Source organism: Desulfovibrio subterraneus (assembly GCF_013340285.1).
Classification (GTDB): domain Bacteria; phylum Desulfobacterota; class Desulfovibrionia; order Desulfovibrionales; family Desulfovibrionaceae; genus Halodesulfovibrio; species Halodesulfovibrio subterraneus.
The window spans coordinates 478,850-497,055 of sequence record NZ_BLVO01000012.1; the positions used below are offsets into that span (position 1 = coordinate 478,850).

Annotated in this window: 16 protein-coding genes; 8 read left to right on the forward strand and 8 right to left on the reverse strand. The window is 56.7% G+C overall.

Annotated features, from left to right (window positions below; translation table 11 throughout):
* Positions 1-342: 342 nt before the first annotated feature.
* Together HUV30_RS06075 and HUV30_RS06080 are read right to left on the reverse strand one after the other, a co-directional pair.
* On the reverse strand, positions 343-603 hold the full coding sequence (locus HUV30_RS06075; protein WP_174404516.1) for a hypothetical protein: 261 nt from the start codon (positions 601-603) through the stop codon (positions 343-345).
* On the reverse strand, positions 566-2,167 hold the full coding sequence (locus tag HUV30_RS06080) for a carboxyvinyltransferase (RefSeq protein ID WP_174404517.1): 1,602 nt from the start codon (positions 2,165-2,167) through the stop codon (positions 566-568). Before HUV30_RS06080 ends, HUV30_RS06075 begins: the two co-directional genes overlap by 38 nt.
* Positions 2,168-2,924: 757 nt before the next feature.
* Here HUV30_RS06080 and aprB point away from each other — a divergent pair.
* The 6 genes from aprB to HUV30_RS06110 all read left to right on the forward strand — a co-directional run bounded on the left by aprB (position 2,925) and on the right by HUV30_RS06110 (position 11,146).
* Positions 2,925-3,413 (forward strand): adenylyl-sulfate reductase subunit beta, encoded by a 489-nt coding sequence (gene aprB, locus HUV30_RS06085; RefSeq protein ID WP_174404518.1) that lies wholly within the window; start codon positions 2,925-2,927, stop codon positions 3,411-3,413.
* A gap of 54 nt (positions 3,414-3,467) precedes the next feature.
* Entirely contained in the window at positions 3,468-5,465 is a 1,998-nt protein-coding gene (aprA, locus tag HUV30_RS06090; RefSeq protein WP_174404519.1) for an adenylyl-sulfate reductase subunit alpha, read from the forward strand.
* Positions 5,466-5,635: 170 nt separating this feature from the next.
* Complete coding sequence (locus tag HUV30_RS06095; protein ID WP_174404520.1) at positions 5,636-6,874, forward strand: CoB--CoM heterodisulfide reductase iron-sulfur subunit A family protein; 1,239 nt, start codon at positions 5,636-5,638, stop codon at positions 6,872-6,874.
* 6 nt (positions 6,875-6,880) lie between these two features.
* A complete protein-coding gene (locus HUV30_RS06100; RefSeq protein WP_174404521.1) occupies positions 6,881-9,130 on the forward strand; it encodes a hydrogenase iron-sulfur subunit in 2,250 nt (749 codons plus the stop codon).
* 13 nt (positions 9,131-9,143) lie between these two features.
* Positions 9,144-10,307 (forward strand): quinone-interacting membrane-bound oxidoreductase complex subunit QmoC, encoded by a 1,164-nt coding sequence (gene qmoC / locus HUV30_RS06105; RefSeq protein WP_174404522.1) that lies wholly within the window; start codon positions 9,144-9,146, stop codon positions 10,305-10,307.
* An 89-nt stretch (positions 10,308-10,396) separates the two neighbouring features.
* A complete protein-coding gene (locus HUV30_RS06110) occupies positions 10,397-11,146 on the forward strand; it encodes a hypothetical protein (protein WP_174404523.1) in 750 nt (249 codons plus the stop codon).
* Positions 11,147-11,339: 193 nt separating this feature from the next.
* Here the strand turns inward: HUV30_RS06110 and moaA are convergent, their stop codons facing one another.
* The 4 genes from moaA to HUV30_RS06130 are packed head-to-tail and all read right to left on the reverse strand — an operon-like array spanning position 11,340 to position 14,623.
* Positions 11,340-12,413, reverse strand: coding sequence for a GTP 3',8-cyclase MoaA (gene moaA, locus HUV30_RS06115; RefSeq protein WP_243452087.1), 1,074 nt, complete (start codon positions 12,411-12,413; stop codon positions 11,340-11,342).
* Entirely contained in the window at positions 12,410-13,024 is a 615-nt protein-coding gene (gene mobA / locus HUV30_RS06120; RefSeq protein ID WP_243452088.1) for a molybdenum cofactor guanylyltransferase, read from the reverse strand. The genes moaA and mobA overlap by 4 nt, the downstream gene beginning before the upstream one ends.
* Entirely contained in the window at positions 13,021-13,740 is a 720-nt protein-coding gene (locus HUV30_RS06125) for a formate dehydrogenase accessory sulfurtransferase FdhD (protein ID WP_174404524.1), read from the reverse strand. Before HUV30_RS06125 ends, mobA begins: the two co-directional genes overlap by 4 nt.
* A gap of 1 nt (position 13,741) precedes the next feature.
* On the reverse strand, positions 13,742-14,623 hold the full coding sequence (locus HUV30_RS06130) for a formate dehydrogenase accessory protein FdhE (RefSeq protein ID WP_174404525.1): 882 nt from the start codon (positions 14,621-14,623) through the stop codon (positions 13,742-13,744).
* 409 nt (positions 14,624-15,032) lie between these two features.
* On the opposite strand from HUV30_RS06130, the gene HUV30_RS06135 reads away from it, so the two are divergent.
* Together HUV30_RS06135 and HUV30_RS06140 are read left to right on the forward strand one after the other, a co-directional pair.
* Positions 15,033-15,413 (forward strand): cupin domain-containing protein, encoded by a 381-nt coding sequence (locus HUV30_RS06135; RefSeq protein ID WP_174404526.1) that lies wholly within the window; start codon positions 15,033-15,035, stop codon positions 15,411-15,413.
* 51 nt (positions 15,414-15,464) lie between these two features.
* Positions 15,465-16,415 carry a helix-turn-helix transcriptional regulator gene (locus tag HUV30_RS06140; RefSeq protein WP_174404527.1) on the forward strand — a complete coding sequence of 317 codons (951 nt, stop codon included), beginning with the start codon at positions 15,465-15,467 and terminating at the stop codon, positions 16,413-16,415.
* A 283-nt stretch (positions 16,416-16,698) separates the two neighbouring features.
* Here the strand turns inward: HUV30_RS06140 and HUV30_RS06145 are convergent, their stop codons facing one another.
* Positions 16,699-17,433: an ABC transporter ATP-binding protein gene (locus tag HUV30_RS06145; RefSeq protein ID WP_174404528.1), complete on the reverse strand. Its 735-nt coding sequence runs from the start codon at positions 17,431-17,433 to the stop codon at positions 16,699-16,701.
* Positions 17,433-18,200: an ABC transporter ATP-binding protein gene (locus HUV30_RS06150; RefSeq protein WP_174404529.1), complete on the reverse strand. Its 768-nt coding sequence runs from the start codon at positions 18,198-18,200 to the stop codon at positions 17,433-17,435. The genes HUV30_RS06145 and HUV30_RS06150 overlap by 1 nt, the downstream gene beginning before the upstream one ends.
* Positions 18,201-18,206: the final 6 nt, after the last annotated feature.

The following is an 18,206-nucleotide window of genomic DNA, read 5'->3' on the forward strand; positions in this document are numbered from 1 at the left end:
CCCTTTGCTGTCGAGGCCATGGGTGGTGTGATGAACGCAAGCTTTCATCCGAGACAGTTGCAAAGGGTGAAGGTGAGTAGAGTGACAGTCAGCGGAAGACTATACCTAAGGCACGGCCTTTCATGAGCAAAAAAGCGCGGGGGGAGTGGAGAGGGGGCCGCGCGCTGGCGGCCCCGCTCTCCCTGCCAGAGGCAACAACGGGCATTACTTGGCAAGACTTAATATAGTCGGTGAAAGGCTTAACAAGATAGAACTCGCAGCAAGCAGATTCCATTCAATTCTGTAGATAAAAAAAGCCCCCGATGCTTCCATCGGGGGCTTTTCTTTCATCTTCAAACCACTCTAGAAGAGCGGTTCGGCTTCCATCTTCAACCGATTCAACCGAATTTGCGCAAACTGCATCTGCACTTGCATCATATTCTTTTCCTGACGGTTGGCGTGAATCTCGTTGGCGAAGAATATGCCGTTCTTCGGATCTTCCGCCTCGAAGAGACGCTTCTGCTTTTCATCCAGCATTTTCAGTTCCTGCTGGTAGGTTGCAACAAGCTCCTGGAGGGCCGGAATGCTATTGGGCAATGATTCTGCGTCGCTTGGGCTGGTCACTGTTGGCCTCCTGCTTGGGCTTGCGCATCATGGTCGGCTCGGGCAGTCCGTTGTAGAACGTCCAGAACGAGGGCATCAGGTCGGTGATGTTGCCGGGGTTGGACAGCTTGATGGAGCGCTTCAGGAACGCGAGCATGGCAAATGCCATGGTCCAGTTCGCATCGGGGCTGCTCCAGAGGGGGGCGGCAGGCACATCGACGGAGGCGTATACCTTGCCATCATCAATGAGCATGTGCGCCTGTGCCACAAAGCCGTCTACCAGAGCGGGGTCCATGCCGGCGGGCATGCGGGGCAGGGCCACAGCTTCGCCGCTGGCCTTGGCGCGTGCGCAGGCCATGGCAACGCTCAGAGGGTAGTAGGAATCGGGCAGGGGGCCCATGTCGGGCTGTACGGCCCTGGCTACTGCGCCGGTGGCGGAAGCAATGACCTTGCCGTCGCGGGCGGTTACTTCCAGGCCTACGGAGCGGAGCAGGGCAAGGGCGGCTTCGCCTTCTTCACTCTCCACAGGCCATACGCCGTCGAGTTTCACGGTGCCGGAGGTGAACACCGGTACGGAAAGCAGGGTGGTGCCGATGAGCGGGTCGAGAGAAAGCTGAGGCTCGGCAGGCACGGTGGCAGGGCCGGGGAATATGGTAAAGTCGCTCGTTCCGCCGGAGTACTGTACGCCGCACTGGTCAAGCAGGGGGCGCACTTCCGCGAGGCTGTTTTCTGCGTGGGCGTTGTTGGTGAGATTGATGGTGATGCGTACATCCCATGAAGTGGCCGCGATAAGGCAGGCCGTAACGGCTTCCGCAGGCAGGTCGGCAGGAATGGCAATGGCATCGGGTATGACACCGGAACATTCAAGGCGCACGGGCAGGCCATTGGAGCGGGGTACAACGTGAGCCACACGAGCTCCGATCTGGGGCAGGAAGTGGCGGAAGGCGGTGAGATCCGCATCCTTGAGGGCGGAGTCGCCGGTAAATTTGAGGGTGCCGTGACGACCGGCTGCCAGAAGGGCAAGAAGGTAAAAATTCAGGGTGTCGTCCCCTGCGAATATGACCTTGTCGGCAAAGCTCAGGGCTTCGCCTCCCTTGGAAACAACGTCGCCATCCTGCCAGAACAGGTTCGCACCGGCCTGGCTCAGGGCTTTAACCAGTTCGGTAACGGGGTCGGCGGTAAGCAGCGTTCTCAAACGGCACCGTGCACCGGACGTGGCTGCAAGAGTCATCCAGAGTCGTGCGCTTTTGAGAGACGCAGGACCGGGCAGGTCAACATTGACCGGCTTACGGTTGGGAGAAAGGGTGAACTCCGTCTTTTCTTCAGACTCGGACTTGCTGGTGAACTCTATATCCTGAATAAGGGTAAAGAGCTGGCGTGCCAGTCTGGGGTCCTTGCTGAACTTGGCGGCATTGGCTTCCCACAGCAGGCGTAATTGCTTTTCGCTGCTGATGCCGGAAGTGCCGGAGCCTTCCTTCTTGGGACGACGGGTTTTCTGAATGAGCTTGGAGCGGCGCGCCAGCAGCTTCATCAGGTCCACGTCCATTTCGCTGATTTCCTCAACGAGGGTCATATTCTTTTTCATCGCTATTTGCCTTTCATCGAACATTGGAATGTTTGGTGTTCCACCTAGCCTGAAACGGCACTGTCCGCAACAAGAATAATATGCTGCGCAAATGAGGCTTCACGTCCTCAAAGTTGTAACCGAAAAGCTGTCTGCATACATTATATATAGTCAAAGAGTGTTTTGGGGTGTGTGCCAAGCTTCACAAGCGAATTGGTTCATCTGCTGTGCAGCAGGCAGAGAACGCATGCCCGTTCCCGAAAGGCGACCGTTTCCCGGCCATGAAGGTTCTGCAACAATTTGGTTTGATTGTTCAAACATGTTTGGGTTGTGAGCTGAGGGCAGGGGAGGGCTAACTCTGAAGAAATTCTAGAAAAATAGCCTGGCCGGAATTTCGTGAAAAAATGCATTAATAAGTCGGGCTGTACTTGCAACCTTGAGCCAATCAATGTAAATGGCTATGAACCGTACGGTACCAGCCGTTGGTTTTCGGGCCTGTGCAGAGTTTGACAATGTAGTGATATCAGCGTGTTGCAGTGTTTTGAGAGGGCTTTGTGAAAAAAACGAACAAGCCCCTTGACCGAATGCCTCACGCTTTGTTATTTCTCTCACAAGCGATGCGGAATAGTCGTCTGTGTCGTCCCGTCGCTTCGATGGAGTTTTCAGAAAAGGCAGGTATTTTGTGACTGCTTTTTTGCCTCCATCGAAAGATGGACCCGAAATGGGAAAAAGGCTTTTAGGTAAAACCTTTAATTTCGTTGTGTTGGAGGATTAAGGTATGCCGACTTACGTAGACCCGTCTAAGTGCGATGGCTGCAAGGGTGGCGAGAAGACCGCCTGCATGTACATTTGCCCTAACGACCTCATGATTCTGGATCCTGAAGCAATGCGTGCTTTCAACCAGGAACCTGAGGCATGCTGGGAATGCTACTCCTGCGTGAAGATTTGCCCCCAGGGCGCAATCACCGCTCGTCCCTATGCTGACTTTGCCCCCATGGGTGGTACTTGTATCCCCATGCGCTCCGCTGACTCCATCATGTGGACCGTTAAGTTCCGTAACGGCAACGTGAAGCGCTTCAAGTTCCCGATCCGCACCACCCCCGAAGGTTCCATCAAGCCCTTCGAAGGCAAGCCCGAAGCCGGTAACCTGGATGACGAACTGCTGTTCACCGAAACCGCTCTTGTAGAGCCCATCGAAGCTATGGGCCTGAAGATCGAAGTTGCTGAAGCAGAAATCACCATGGTTCGCAAGGCCTCCGCTGTTTAAGCGGTAGCCCCCGGTCAAAGTAACGAAATAAAATTTCCTATAGGAGATATTATCATGCCGATGATTCCTGCTAAGGAAACGCCCCGTGGCGTTGCTATCGCTGAGCCGGTAGTAAAGGAACACGACGTTGACATCCTTATGGTTGGTGGTGGTATGGGTAACTGCGGCGCTGCTTTCGAAGCAGTCCGTTGGGCCGACAAGTACGCTCCCGAGCTGAAGATCATGCTCATCGACAAGGCCGCCCTGGAGCGTTCCGGTGCTGTTGCACAGGGTCTCTCCGCAATCAACACCTACCTCGGCAAGAACAATGCTGACGACTACGTTCGCATGGTTCGTACCGACCTTATGGGCCTCGTTCGCGAAGACCTTATCTTCGACCTTGGCCGCCACGTTGACGACTCCGTTCACCTGTTCGAAGAATGGGGCCTGCCCTGCTGGATCAAGGACGAACACGGCCACAACCTTGACGGCGCTGCCGCCAAGGCTGCCGGTAAGTCCCTGCGCGCTGGCGACGAATGCGTTCGTTCCGGCCGCTGGCAGATGATGATCAACGGTGAATCCTACAAGTGTATCGTTGCTGAAGCTGCTAAGAACGCCCTGGGCGAAGCCCGCATCATGGAGCGTATCTTCATCGTTAAGCTTCTGCTCGACGCCAAGGAAGAAAACCGCATCGCCGGCGCAGTAGGTTTCAACCTGCGTGCCAACGAAGTTCACATCTTCCGCACCAACGCCATGGTAGTTGCCTGCGGCGGCGCCGTTAACGTGTACAAGCCCCGCTCCACCGGTGAAGGTCTTGGCCGTGCATGGTACCCCGTATGGAACGCCGGCTCCACCTACACCATGTGTGCACAGGTTGGCGCTGAAATGACCATGATGGAAAACCGCTTCGTTCCCGCCCGTTTCAAGGACGGTTACGGCCCGGTTGGCGCATGGTTCCTGCTCTTCAAGGCCAAGGCTACCAACTTCAAGGGTGAAGACTACTGCGCAACCAACCGCGCAATGCTGAAGCCTTACGAAGATCGCGGCTACGCTAAGGGTCACGTTATCCCCACCTGTCTGCGTAACCACATGATGCTGCGTGAAATGCGTGAAGGCCGTGGTCCCATCTACATGGACACCAAGACCGCTCTGCAGACCACCTTCGAAACCATGACCCCCGCACAGCAGAAGCACCTCGAAGCAGAAGCTTGGGAAGACTTCCTCGACATGTGTGTTGGTCAGGCTAACCTGTGGGCCTCCATGAACGTTCAGCCCGAAGAAACCGGTTCTGAAATCATGCCCACCGAGCCTTACCTGCTCGGTTCCCACTCCGGTTGCTGCGGTATCTGGACCTCCGGTCCCGACGAAACTTGGGTACCCGAAGATTACAAGGTTCGCGCTGCCAACGGTAAGGTCTACAACCGTATGACCACCGTTATGGGCCTGTGGACCTGCGCTGACGGCGTTGGCGCTTCCGGTCACAAGTTCTCCTCCGGTTCCCATGCTGAAGGCCGTATCTGCGGCAAGCAGATGGTTCGCTGGTGCATCGATCACAAGGACTACAAGCCTTCCATCGCTGAAGACTCCAAGGCCCTTGCTGACCTGATCTACCGCCCCTACAAGAACTACCTGGCCGGCAAGGACGCTTCCACCTGCCCCGTAGTTAACCCCGAGTACATCTCTCCCAAGAACTTCATGATGCGTCTCGTTAAGTGCACCGACGAATACGGCGGCGGCGTAGGTACCTACTACACCACCTCCGAAGCTGCACTGAACACCGGCTTCCACCTGCTGGACATGCTGGAAGAAGACTCCCTGAAGCTCGCAGCACGCGACCTGCACGAACTGCTTCGTTGCTGGGAAAACTACCACCGTCTGTGGACCGTTCGTCTGCACATGCAGCACATCGCGTTCCGTACGGAATCCCGTTACCCCGGCTTCTACTACCGTGCAGACTTCATGGGCCTGGACGACTCCAAGTGGAAGTGCTTCGTTAACTCGAAGTACGACGTGAAGACCGGTGAAACCACCATCTTCAAGAAGCCCTACTACCAGATCATTCCCACTGCTTAGTATCTGAGTAGGTCTTAGATTACCCGGGCGGTTGCGGGAAACCGCAACCGCCCATTTTCTTCCCTGACCCAGACGGTCTAAGCCAGGGCAGTAAGTTTAAATGCCTTATTGTCTGGGCTTAGGCCGTTTTGTCGAATTGGCCCGAAACATCCGTAGGGAGGATAGCAAGAATGTCCAACTCCATACTCGTCGTCGGCGGCGGCTTCAGCGGCATCACAGCCGCTCTGGAAGCTGCGGAACTCGGCTACGAAGTGTACATCGTCGAGAAAAGCCCATTTCTTGGCGGCCGGGTGGCACAGCTGAATAAATATTTCCCCAAGCTCTGCCCTCCGTCCTGTGGTCTGGAAATTCAGTTCCAGCGCATCAAGAAAAACCCCAATGTTAAATTCTTTACCCAGGCCACGGTGGAATCTGTGGCGGGCGAAGCAGGCAACTTCACCGTTACCCTGTCTATTCAGCCCCGCGGCACTGCCCCCAGCAGCGCCGACATGGCCGGCCTTGCAGAGAGCCTTGAAGGCGAAGTGACCGATGATTTCAACTTCGGTCTCTCCACCCGCAAGCCCCTCTACATGGACACTCCGTTCGGCTTCCCCAACCGCTACGTCCTCGAAAAAGACGCTCTCACCAAGGCTGACAAGCTGAAGGTGGGGTCCAGCGCGTTCTGTGACATGAATGAAGCCGAGAAGACCCTCGAACTGAACGTGGGCAGCATCGTTATCGCCACCGGCTGGAAGCCCTATGACGTCACCAATCTGAGCAATCTTGGTGCCGGTCAGATCAAAAACTGTGTGTCCAACATGCAGCTTGAGCGTCTCGCCGCCCCCAACGGCCCCACCGATGGCAAGATCCAGCGCCCCACCGACGGCAAGGCTCCCAAGAAGATAGCCTTTGTCCAGTGCGCCGGTTCGCGTGACCAGAACCATCTGAACTTCTGTTCCTACATCTGCTGCATGGCCTCCCTCAAGCAGGCTCTGTATGTTCGTGAACAGTATCCGGATGCAGAGGTTACCATTTACTACATCGACCTGCGTACGCCCGGCCGCTATGACAAGTTCATGCGCAAGGTCACCGCGGACGACATGATCCACCTCGTCAAGGGCAAGGTTGCCGGCGTTGAATGCGACGCAGCCTCCGGTGACGTGATCGTGGAAGTTGAAGACGCTGTGAAGGGTACGAAGAAGAAGGTCCGCCACGACATGGTGGTTCTGGCTACCGGTATGCAGCCCAGCCTGTCCGGTGAAAAGAATCCGTTTGGTGTTCAGCTGGATGAGGACGGTTTCGTCGTTGGCGGCGAAGCCAAGGGCATTTTTGCCGCCGGTTGCGCCACAAAGCCCCTGGACGTCATGCGCACCGCGCAGTCCGGCACTAGCGCCGCGCTTAAAGCCATCCAGACTGTGCGAGGGAGGTAGTAGATAATGGCCGATAAAATAGGCGTATATTTTGACCAGTCAGCTCTTGGCATCATTGATGGCGAAGAGCTTGCTGCGCACGTTGGCAAGAAGTTCGGCGGTGCCTGCCCCGTGGCGAAGGTATTCCCCGTTCTCGCTGCGGAAAGCGCCCGTGCAGAGATCCGCGCCGACATTGAGGAAGAAGGTCTGGACGGCGTTCTGCTGTGCGGTGCCTCTCCCCGTGTCGACTGGGACCTGTATGACTTCGAAGGCGTTATCGTTGACCGTGTGAACCTGCGCGAACACTGTGCCATGGCTTTCATGGACGCAGATGGTTCCGTGCCGCAAGCCGGTGACGATGCTCCTGAACTGCTCATGCTCCTCGCCAAAGACTATGTGAACATGGGCGTGTTCAAGCTGCAGAAGACCAAGGTTCCCACTCCTCCGGAGTTCGAAACCGTCAAGACCATCATGGTCATCGGCGGTGGCTGGGCCGGTCTTACTGCTGCCAAGCAGGCTGCCGACTACGGTTATGACGTCATTCTGGTGGAAAAGGACGCAGCACTCGGTGGCAAGGCCCTGGGCATGCTGAAGACCGCTCCGCTTGAATATCCCTATACCGATGCCCATGAAACCGGCATTGAAAAGAAGATTGCCGACGTTACCGGCAATGAAAAGATCAAGGTCATTACCGGCGCACGTCTTGAGCGTCTGGAAGGCCTGCCCGGTCAGTACAAGGCAACCGTGAAGGGCGAAGTGTTCCCTGTCGGTGCCGTGGTTCTGGCTGCCGGCTGGGTACCCCAGAACACCAAGGTGCTTGCCCCCCTCGGCTATGGCAGCGTACCCAACGTGGTTACGGCCGCCGAGTTCGAAAAGATGGCCAAGGAAGGCACCCTTTCCGCAAAGCGCGTTGCCTTTGTGCTGAATACCGGCCTTGTTGACGGCGGCGATATCTACGCCCCCATCTGCGAGGAAGCTCCGGCTGAAGCAGCAAAGAAGGAAGAGGGCGAAGAAGCACCCAAGTACGTTCACAAGGACCTTGAGTCTGTTCGCCACCTGCCCATCTCCAACGCCATCAGCTCCGTGGTTGCCCTCAAGCAGGCCAACTACGTGTGTGATACCTTTGAAGACGGTCAGGCCTTCATCCTGTACGACTCCATGGTTGTTCAGGGCATTCACGAGCGCTACTACAAGGCTGCGCAGAACCGCCTCGGCATCATGATGTCCAAGGCTGACATCAAGGGCATTGCCGCTGATGGCGACGAAATCGTCATCTCTGCCGCAAACACCCTGATGGGCGGCGACGTCGAACTTGCCGTAGACATGGTTGTTCTGCCCACGGGCCTCGTACCCGCCACGGCCAAGGACCCGATCATGAACTTCGTGTACCGTCAGGGCCCGAACTTCCCCGATCTGGAACTCTTCGAAGGCTACGCAGATTCCAACTACATCTGCTTCCCTTACGAGACCCGCCGTACCGGCGTGTACGCAGCAGGCTGTGTACGTCAGCCCATGATGCTGGATGCCGCTGAAGAAGACGCCATCGGCGCCACCCTCAAGGCGATTCAGTGTATCGAATCCTCCAACCGTGGTGTTTCTGTGCATCCCCGTTCCGGCGACCTCAGCTACCCCGTATTCAACTTTGTCCGCTGCACCCAGTGTAAGCGTTGTACCGAAGAATGTCCCTTCGGCGCACTGGACGACGATGAAAAGGGTACGCCGCTGCCGAACTACAGCCGCTGCCGTCGTTGCGGTACCTGCATGGGTGCCTGCCCTGAGCGCGTAATATCCTTCGACAACTACAATGTTGACCAGATCGGCACCATGATCCGCGAAGTATACGTTCCGGATAACATGGAAACCGGCGGTCCCCGTGTCATCATCCTCGCCTGCGAAAATGACGCATACCCGGCGCTGGATATGGCCGCCATCCGTGGCAAGAAGTGGAGCCCCTACGTGCGTATCATTCCTGTGCGCTGTCTTGGTTCCGTTAACGCCATCTGGGTTGCGGACGCCATGTCAAAGGGTATCGACGGCGTTATGCTGCTCGGTTGTAAATACGGCGACGACTACCAGTGCCACTTCGTCAAGGGCTCTGAAATCTGTAACCGCCGTAAGGACAACATTGCCGAGACCCTCAACCGCCTCGGTGTTGAACCCGACCGTGTGGAACAGTACGAAGTCGCCATCGACGAGTACGACAAGGTGCCGGGCATGATCGAAGAGTTCATGCAGATGATCTTCGAAAAGGGTCCGAACCCGTTCAAGGGCTACTAGGAGGAGATGGAACATGGCTCAGTCCGTAAGAATCCAACCTGATCTTCAGTTTGTAAAAGAGTTGCAAGCTGTTGGTGGGGACTCGCTCAAGAAGTGCTACCAGTGCGCAACCTGCAGCGTGGCGTGCCCCATCTCTCCGGCAAGCAACCCATATCCGCGTAAGGAAATGGTTTGGGCTTCCTGGGGTTTGAAGGAAAAACTCATCAACAACCCTGACATCTGGCTTTGTCACAACTGCGGCACCTGTTCCGACCTGTGCCCCCGTGGTGCCAAACCCGGTGACCTGCTCAGCGCCCTGCGCAATATGGCGTACCAGCGCGTTAACCTCTTCCCCGCCATCGGGAAGTGGATGAGCAGCCCCAAGTATCTGATCAACCTGATCGCTATTCCGGCGATTCTGTGGGCGATTGTGTGGTTTATCCGCGCAGGTCAGCTCGGCACCGCATTCCCTGTTACCGAAGCCGGTGACATCGTATACGGTCTGCTGTTCCCCGGCGACTTTACCATTGACCCCATTTTCATGGTCACCTTCTTCAGCATGGTCTTCTGCTTCTTCAAGGGCACGAAGAACCTGATCAACTCCTTCAAGCCGGAAGGCACCACGCTGGTGCTGGGCAAGCAGAAGCCTCTGCTCATGTGCCTGAAGGACGTTCTGTTCGAAGAGATCATGACCCACAAGAAGTTCAAGGACTGCGGCGATGACCGTTCTGACCGCAAGGCCGGTCACATGCTGGTCTTCTACGCCTTCCTTGCACTGATGGTTGTGACCGGCATAGTTGCAGCAGGCCACTGGGGTGGTTACCTGTTCCCCGACTACGCCATTCATACCCCGCTGCATCTGACCCATCCGGTCAAGATTCTGGCCAACGTTGGTGCCATCATGCTCCTTTCGGGCATGGCAATTCTGACCAACCGTCGTCGTGCACAGGATGCGGCCAAGACCAAGTCCAACTACTACGACTGGTATCTGCTTAATGTCATCTGGGCTGTCGCTCTGACCGGCGTGCTTTCCGAGCTCTTCCGCTTGGCTGGCATCCCCCAGATCGCGTACACCGTGTATTACCTGCACCTGGTCACCGTGTGGATGCTCTTTGCATACCTGCCCTGGTCCAAGTTGGGCCATCTGGTATACCGCACCGCAGCCCTGACCTATGTGCGTCACATGGGACGCCGTTAGAAAACGACAAGCGCTCCCGCTCGAGCGGGAGCGCGTCAAGAAAAGACTTCAACAAGAAAATATTCTTTCCTTGATTATAGGAGGCCCAAATGTCTGAAGAAGCACGCAGGGTTTTCAAAATGGAAACCATCCTTGGTGTAATCGCCGGCAAGAGCGGTGCTGATGTCGCCGATCTGCTTGGCTACCTTGCTCAGCGCGAACTCTCCACTGAAGAGCTCGGCGCAGTAGCCCCCATTGCTAAGGGCTGGCTCTACAGCCTCGAACCCCGCTTCATGGCCTGTGCTTACAGCGAAGAAGTGGCGTTTGAAGAGTGGGCACAGAAGCAGGTTGCCACCCTTGGTGACAACGTTTCCATTGAACCCATTCCCGCAGCTGAAATGGCCGGCATTTCCGTAGTGCTGGATAAAATGGCTGAATCCAAGGCCACCATCGCCGCTCAGGCTGCCGAAGTTGCAGATCTGAAGGCCAAGGTTGCCGCTCTGGCTCCCTTTGAAGGCAAGGCAGGCTCTCTTGAAAAGCAGGTTACCGACCTGACCGGAAAGCTGGACAAGGCCAAGGCTGACCTGACCGCCGCTCAGAAGGAACTGAAGACCTTCGACGGCAAGGTTGCCATCAACGAGAAGGAAATCGAATCCTCCGTTAAGGATATGGTTTCCAAGGGTCTCAAGGAAGCTCTGGCCAACCTGCCCGTCGGTGCCGCTGTTGCAGCAGGCGCTGTTGCTGGTGAAGCCGCTGCCGAAGCCCCCGCTGGCTTTGATGAGCCCGCTTCCTCCGGCGAAGTTCCGGATACCTTCGGTTTCGGCGCTTCCGGTGCCGGCGACGACGGTTTCGGCTTCTAAGCCGACGCTGTTTGCCGCATGCAAACGATCTGAAAGCCCGGTCCATATGGACCGGGCTTTTTTCATTATTGCTTTGCGTACCGGCTAGTCCGTGCGGGAACGCGTCCATAAGCACCGTGCACTGTGAAGATCAAAACGGTCCGACTCTTTCGAATCGGACCGTCTGGTCGGCATAGAATATGGTGTCTGCCCGTTAGCCGCCAATGGCGTTCATGCGCTTGTCGGCCACGGTATGTTCGCGCATCTTCTGCAGAATTTTGTAGCCCAGCGGCTTGCGGCTGTTGGCCCGTTCCAGCACCGTGCGGATAAACCGCTCACCGAGCTTGGGGTTTCTCAGCAGGGGGCGCAGGGAGTATTCCTTGTCGGAGAACAGGCAGGTGCGCAGTCTGCCGTCCGAGGTTATGCGCAGCCTGTTGCAGTCGTTGCAGAAGTGGTTGGACATGGGGGATATCACGCCCAGTCTGCCTTTGCCGCCCTCGATACCATACAGGCGGGCAGGGCCTGATTTCCGCTCACCGGCACCGAGCGCAGTGAGCTCTGCATATTCGCGGGCTGCGGCAAGGATATCGGTGGCGGACCAGAAATTGTCCTGCGTCCAGCGGTTGCAGTTGCCCATGGGCATGAACTCGATGAACCGTACATCCACAGGGTTGCGCTTGGCAAAATTTATGAATACGGGCAGCTCATCGTCATTAATGCCCTTCAACGCCACGGCATTCAACTTTACATGCATGTCCAGCGCCAGCGCCTCGTCTATGGCCCGAGTTACGTTGCGCAGCATGTCGCGCCCCGTGATATGCTGAAACTTCTGCCGGTTGAAGGTGTCCAGCGAGATGTTCAGGCACCGCACTCCGGCATCCTTCAGGGCCTGCACCTTGCCGGAAAGCAGGGTGGCGTTGGTGGTGAGCCGCAGATCAAGGTGCGGATGACGCATAAGCATCTGCTCAATGAGGTGCAGGATGTTTTTGCGTGCAAACGGTTCACCACCGGTCAGCCGGATTTTTGAAATGCCCATTTCCACGACCAGATCCACAAGACGGAGAATCTCTTCATAGGTCAGAATGTCGTTGTGCTGCAGAAACTGCATGTGCTCGCTGCTCCAGCAATACATGCAGCGCAGGTTGCACCGGTCAGTCACGGACAGACGCAGATAGTCAACCGTACGTCCATGGCTGTCCGCAATTCGTCGAAAGGCATCCGTCTCGGAAGAAACGGTCCGGGAGGGCACGGCAATATCGGCGGGATTGGCGGGCATTGATTTGGTCATAAGGCTGCTATGATTCTGCGGGCCATTTCAAGGTCGGCAGGATAGTTGATGTTGAAGAAGGGGAGCGAATCCTTACTGGTGTAGGGTATATGCAGTTGTGCCGATTTGTCTATGACGCGGCTTAATTTGAACAGTCCGCGTTCTATGGCTGCCTCAAAGTGGGGCAGGGCGGCAAATTCGTATATGGCCACAAGGGATTCGATGAATCCTGTCTCCACCTGCAGAAAGGTGGTCATGAGGGTGTTTTCCGTTCTTTCCCTGCGCTTTTCTATCAGCATGGCAAGGGTTTGCTCGTCCATGAACGGCAGGTCGCACGAAAGCACCATGACCGGCCCCTGGGCTGCGCGCAACGCGGTAACAACTCCCCCGATAGGGCCAAGGCCCGCCTGTTCGTCACAAATCCAGAAATAGCCGTTGGCCCTTGGCTTGGTGGTGCGACCGGAAATCCAAACTTCGTCTGTTACCTGTGCAAGCAGGCCGCAAGCACGGGTCAACATGTCCGGGCCGGATTCGCCGTGCAGACGCAGCACAGTCTTGTCGTTTCCGAGCCGGGTACTCAGACCTCCGGCAAGGACAATGCCTGTCAGGGGTTCGGTCGCACCTTCGCTCACTCGATAATCCTGCCTTCCTTGTCTGTGAAAACGGAAAAGCGTCCTTCTCTGTCTCTGGCAAATCCGACCAGTGTGGCCCCGTGTTCCGTGGCCATGTCTACCGAAGCCGTGGTGACGGCAGACCGGCTGATGATGAAGCGGAAGCCTGCCCGAAGCGCCTTGGCGCACAGGCTGGAGGTGACGCGGGCTGATACCAGCAGCACCTTGTCCGAGAGTTCTTCGCCGGATCTGTTTGCCCAGCCGGCAAGGCGGTCAAGGCAGTTGTGTCGGCCAATGTCTTCGGCCCTGTGCAACACCTGCATGGATACCGGGTTGAGCACTCCGGCCCGGTGAAAGCAGCCGGTATCGTCCCACAGACCCTCGCCGCCCATGAAGTCTGCCATGGCCTTGAGCAGCACTGTCGCCGCAATAGGGGCCGGTTTGCCTGCCTCAGGCGGCAGCGGCTCGCCCAGTTTCACTTCAAATTCGGTATCATTGAGCTTGGACACCGAAGCGGACCGCCCTGCGCCTCCCATGTCGAGCAGCACATGGCCGAGGGCAAGGTCTTCCAGATTGCAGGGCCACGCCCACAATGTCTTGGGCAGGCCGCTGTCCGTGTGAATGCGGATGGGAATTTCGCGGCTCAGCACATCGGGCTGGCTTTCCCATGCTCCGTTTTTGAACTGTCGGATGGTTATGGGCCGCGGTGCAGCCTGCGGACACTGCGGTTTGCTCATATCAGAACCCCCAGGCAGACAGCGTGGGACGCGAAAGACCCTGTTCGCGGGCGAGAATATCCAGCGCAAGCGATTCAAGATCGTCAAGGGCAGGGATGCTTACAACGTCCAGCTCCCTGAAGTCTGCCGTTTTCATGTAACAGTTGCAGGTGTGGCATACATGGACCTCAAAGCCCGGTTCGCCTTCTGCTTTGAAGTATTCGAGCTTTTCGTGATCCTCTTCACCGCAGAAGGAACACTGCAGGCGCTTTGCTCTGTATTCACCGCGGCAGAAAGAGCAGGTGAGGTGCTTGAATCCTTCCTTCTCACGCAGGGTGGCAATAAGAGGCTGGGAACCGCAGTAGGGACAGTGCCCAAAGGTCCATGGCACTTCGTTGTTGTGGTGTTCTTTCAGCTGTTCCGCCACTGCTTCCAGCGAGGGAGTGAGGCTGCCCTGAACAAGGTAGCGCACAAGGCTCGGCGCGCCGGGCAGTCTGGCGGCCCAGTCGGCAAAGAACAGGGTGTCGTCTTTCAGAAAGGCTTCGCATGCTTCAGTCAGGTTGAAGGTACGGTCTTCCAGTCCGGAGCGAATGGTGGAAGCAGCTTCGGTGAGGCCGCCGCCTGCCGCCTCCATGAGCGCGAGCAGCTTGCCGAAGAGAATGGCAGTCTGCTTGGGATCAAAGCTGAACAGCTCGCGCGGCAACAGAGGCATACCCTGAACATGGGCGTCAGGCGGGGTAGGGATGGCAGGTGCCTGGACAGATACCTCGCCCCGGGCAGCCAGTTGCAGTGTGGCAGTGTCGGAAACAATGCGCAGCAACGGCGCAGGCAAGAACTCCTTCTTGCTCAGCAGGGTGAGTTTGCGCTCAAGGCGCTTGCGTTCCTTGTCCATATCAAAGCTCATGTTTTCTCCTCGGGTGCCGTTTCATAAATGATAGCTGATTGAATGCTAGCAATCTCATGCAAAATGACAATACCTGATTTCATGCGTCTGGTTTAGCACAATTTCAGTGTGTTACCAATGGGATATGCTGGAGATGGTGCGTAATGGTCGATATATGGCTGTTATGGTTATTCCTGAGCATGATAATAACCGTAACGGTGCAACAATGATATAGGTGGCCGCGCTTTTGGTACGGATGCCTGATGCCGAGTATCATCTGCCGGGCGAATCGTCTGATGGCATGCAGCCGAATATTCTGGCATAACGGCAGGTTGTCTCATTTTTGGACAGGCGGACGTGTGGCATGGCATCCGTATCGTACAATACAGGAAATTCATTTTCGTGCACTGTCGGCGCGGAGGTAAACATAATGTTGAACAACCCTTTTCTCAACAGTCATATTGCGTTGGCAGACGCCGATATCTGCTGTTCCGAGGTGAGCTGGAACCCTCATCCTGCCTTTACCGGAGTGGCTCTCAGGCATATGGTGACATCAGGCCATACGCAGGGGCGTTTCAGTATCCATCTTGTCCGCGTTGACCCCGGATGCGTGCTGGAAACCCACAACCACCCTGATAACTGGGAGTTTCACTCCGTGGTTTCCGGCAGTGCACGGTGTGAACTGGACGGGCGTATCACCGAATATGCAGCCGGTGTCTGCGGTGTTATGCCGCAGGGGGTGGCGCATAAGGTTGTAGCCGGCGACGATGGCGTTTTCATTCTTGCCACGTTTGTCCCCGCATTGTTGTAGCACCGGCCGGTGCCCTTGCGAAGGATGTGGCAATATCCGCATGAGGTGACCATGCCGCGTCCTCCTTCAGGAATTGTAGATCTCATCCGGCTGGCATCGGGCAGTCTGCTCCTGCATGGCCGTTCCGCCGCAGGCAGGGTCATGCGCCATGCGCATCGCACCGTATGTATTGTCGGGTTGCATTCCGGGCGCAGGGATTTTTTCTTTGGCAATGACGTGCTCCGGCTGCAGTCCGGACAATTACTGGTTATAGCGGCCGGTCATGTGCACGGGTGCGGCGCGTTTCTTCCCCAATCGACCAAAGGCGACAGGGCCAATGGCGGGTACGCTGGCGGGCAAGGTTACGAGGAAGGTTACGTGGAAGGTCGCATGGGAGGCTGCGTGAACGGTTGTGCGGAAAGCTGTGTTGACGGTTGTACGGAAGGTCGCGTGCACGACGGCGGGAGAGTGCAAGAAGCGGCTCTCCTGTATTCAACCCTATGCGTGTCTGCGGCCTGCCTGCCGGTATCCGGAAGTCGGATTGTCACTTCGCCGGAACTGGTCGCGCGTCTGCAGGATCTTGATGATGCCGCAGAAGGAGCCTTTCTGGAAAAGCTGGCTGCTCTGCTGGCGGAGAAGAAAGGCCTGAGCATTATGGCAGATGACACTGCCATATCGGCCGGAAAACGGTGTCCGCAGGAAATTGCAGTAGCGATGCGGAGTTTTCTGAAGGGGCTTGAGGAAGGATCTGGCGACGCGGCTGGCTGGGCGGGTGGGGCTTCCGTTCGTTTCTGCAGGCAATTTCGGGCCGCTGTCGGTCTTCCTCCGGTTGCATGGCAGCTGCTCTGCCGCATACGGCATGGCGCTTCCCTGCTTGCCGAAGGAGCATCCAGCACAGATGCGGCACTGGCTTCCGGTTTTTATGATCAGAGCCACTTTGCCCACCGTTTCAAGCAGCTAATGGGCATGACGCCGGGGCAGTATCAGGTCGCCTTTTCCGATAACGGGGACCGGCAACGATAGCAGGCATTGAGTTCTTGCCTTATTCGCCTGATAAAAAGACATCCCCGCCAGCACAAACTGGCGGGGATTTTGGGTTAATGCCAAACCTTTGTTTTCAGTAAACCCGTATTTTCGTTAAGCCGGATATGAGATCCCAAAAACGGATTTTCATCGCTTCTACGAGGTGCAGGAACGTTAGGTTCCTGCCCGGCGGAGCCAAAAAATACCCGATATGACTTAGCCTGTAGTCAAAAATCCCCGCCAGCTTTCGCCAGCGGGGATTGTGTTTGCAGTTCACGAAGGGCTACCCGCCAAGATAGGCTTTCTTCACTTCGGGGTCGTTGGCAAGTTCCTCGGCAGAACCGCTGGCGACGATTTCACCGGTATCCAGCACGTAGCCGCGATGGGCAAGGCTGAGTGCCACCTTGGCGTTCTGTTCAACCACCACGATGGTGAGCCCGTCTTCCTGATTGATCTGCTTCAGGGTGCGGAACATTTCATACATGAGCAGGGGGGCAAGCCCCATGGAAGGTTCGTCGAGTAACAGCACATCGCACTTGGTCATCATGGCGCGACCAACGGCCAGCATTTGCTGCTCACCGCCGGAAAGCGATTCGCTGCGCTGGTTCTTGCGCTCCGCAAGACGGGGGAAGAGGTCGAAGATGCGTGCAAGGTCGCGCTTTATCTCCGAATCCGGATCGTTCTTGCGGGCATAGGTTGCCAGTGTGAGGTTCTCCATGACCGTGAGGTTGCCGAAGATGCGGCGGCCTTCCGGAGCCAGTGCGAGGTTGAGCTTGGCAACCACGTCGTGCGGTTCCACGTTCAGGATGGACTGCCCCTTGAACTTGATGTCGCCGGAGATCACGCGCGGGGCTTCCGGGGGAGGCAGGCGCATGATGCTGGTCAGGGTGGTGGATTTGCCCGCCCCGTTGGCACCGATAAGCGTGACTATCTCGCCCTCGTTCACATGGAAGGTTACGCCGTGCAGTGCCTCGATATTGCCGTATTTTACGTATAAGTTTTCGATAGATAGCAGCATCAGATTGTATCGTCTCCAAGGTATGCCTTGATGACCACGGGATTCGCCTGAATCTCTTCCGGGGTCCCGTCGGCGATGGTGGAACCGAAGTCGATGACCTTGATGTGTTCACACAGGGACATGACCACCTTCATCTGATGTTCGATCATCCAGATGGTGATGTCGAACTCGGAGTGAATCCACCTGATCAGTTTGATCAGCCCCTCTACATCAGAGGAGTTAAGCCCCGCAGCGGGTTCATCCAGCAGCAGCAGCTTGGGCCGTATGGACATGGCGCGGGCTATCTCAACCCTGCGCTGCATGCCGTAGGGCAGGTTCTTGGGCCGCTCGTAGGCGTATTCCTTAAGGCTCATTGCCTCCAGCATTTCCCACGCCGTGTTGTCGATGGAAGCTTCACTTTTCTGGTACCTGCGCGTGCGCAGAAAGGCATCCCACACGCTGTAGCCCATGCGGTGGTGCTGGGATATGCGTATGTTGTCCAGCACTGTCATGTCGTGCCACAGGCGGATGTTCTGGAAGGTGCGTGCCACGCCCATGGAAGTTACCTGATGCGGCTTGAGGCCCGCAGTGGGCTTGCCGTTGAACAAGATGGTGCCTTCCGTGGGCTGGTAGAAACCGGAGGTCAGGTTGAACACGGTGGTCTTGCCCGCCCCGTTGGGGCCGATGAGCGCCAGCAGCTGGCCTTCTTCAATGCTGATATTGAAGTCGGAAACGGCTTGCAGACCGCCGAATCTCTGCGTCATGTTGGATATTTCGAGTAGTGCCATGACCGT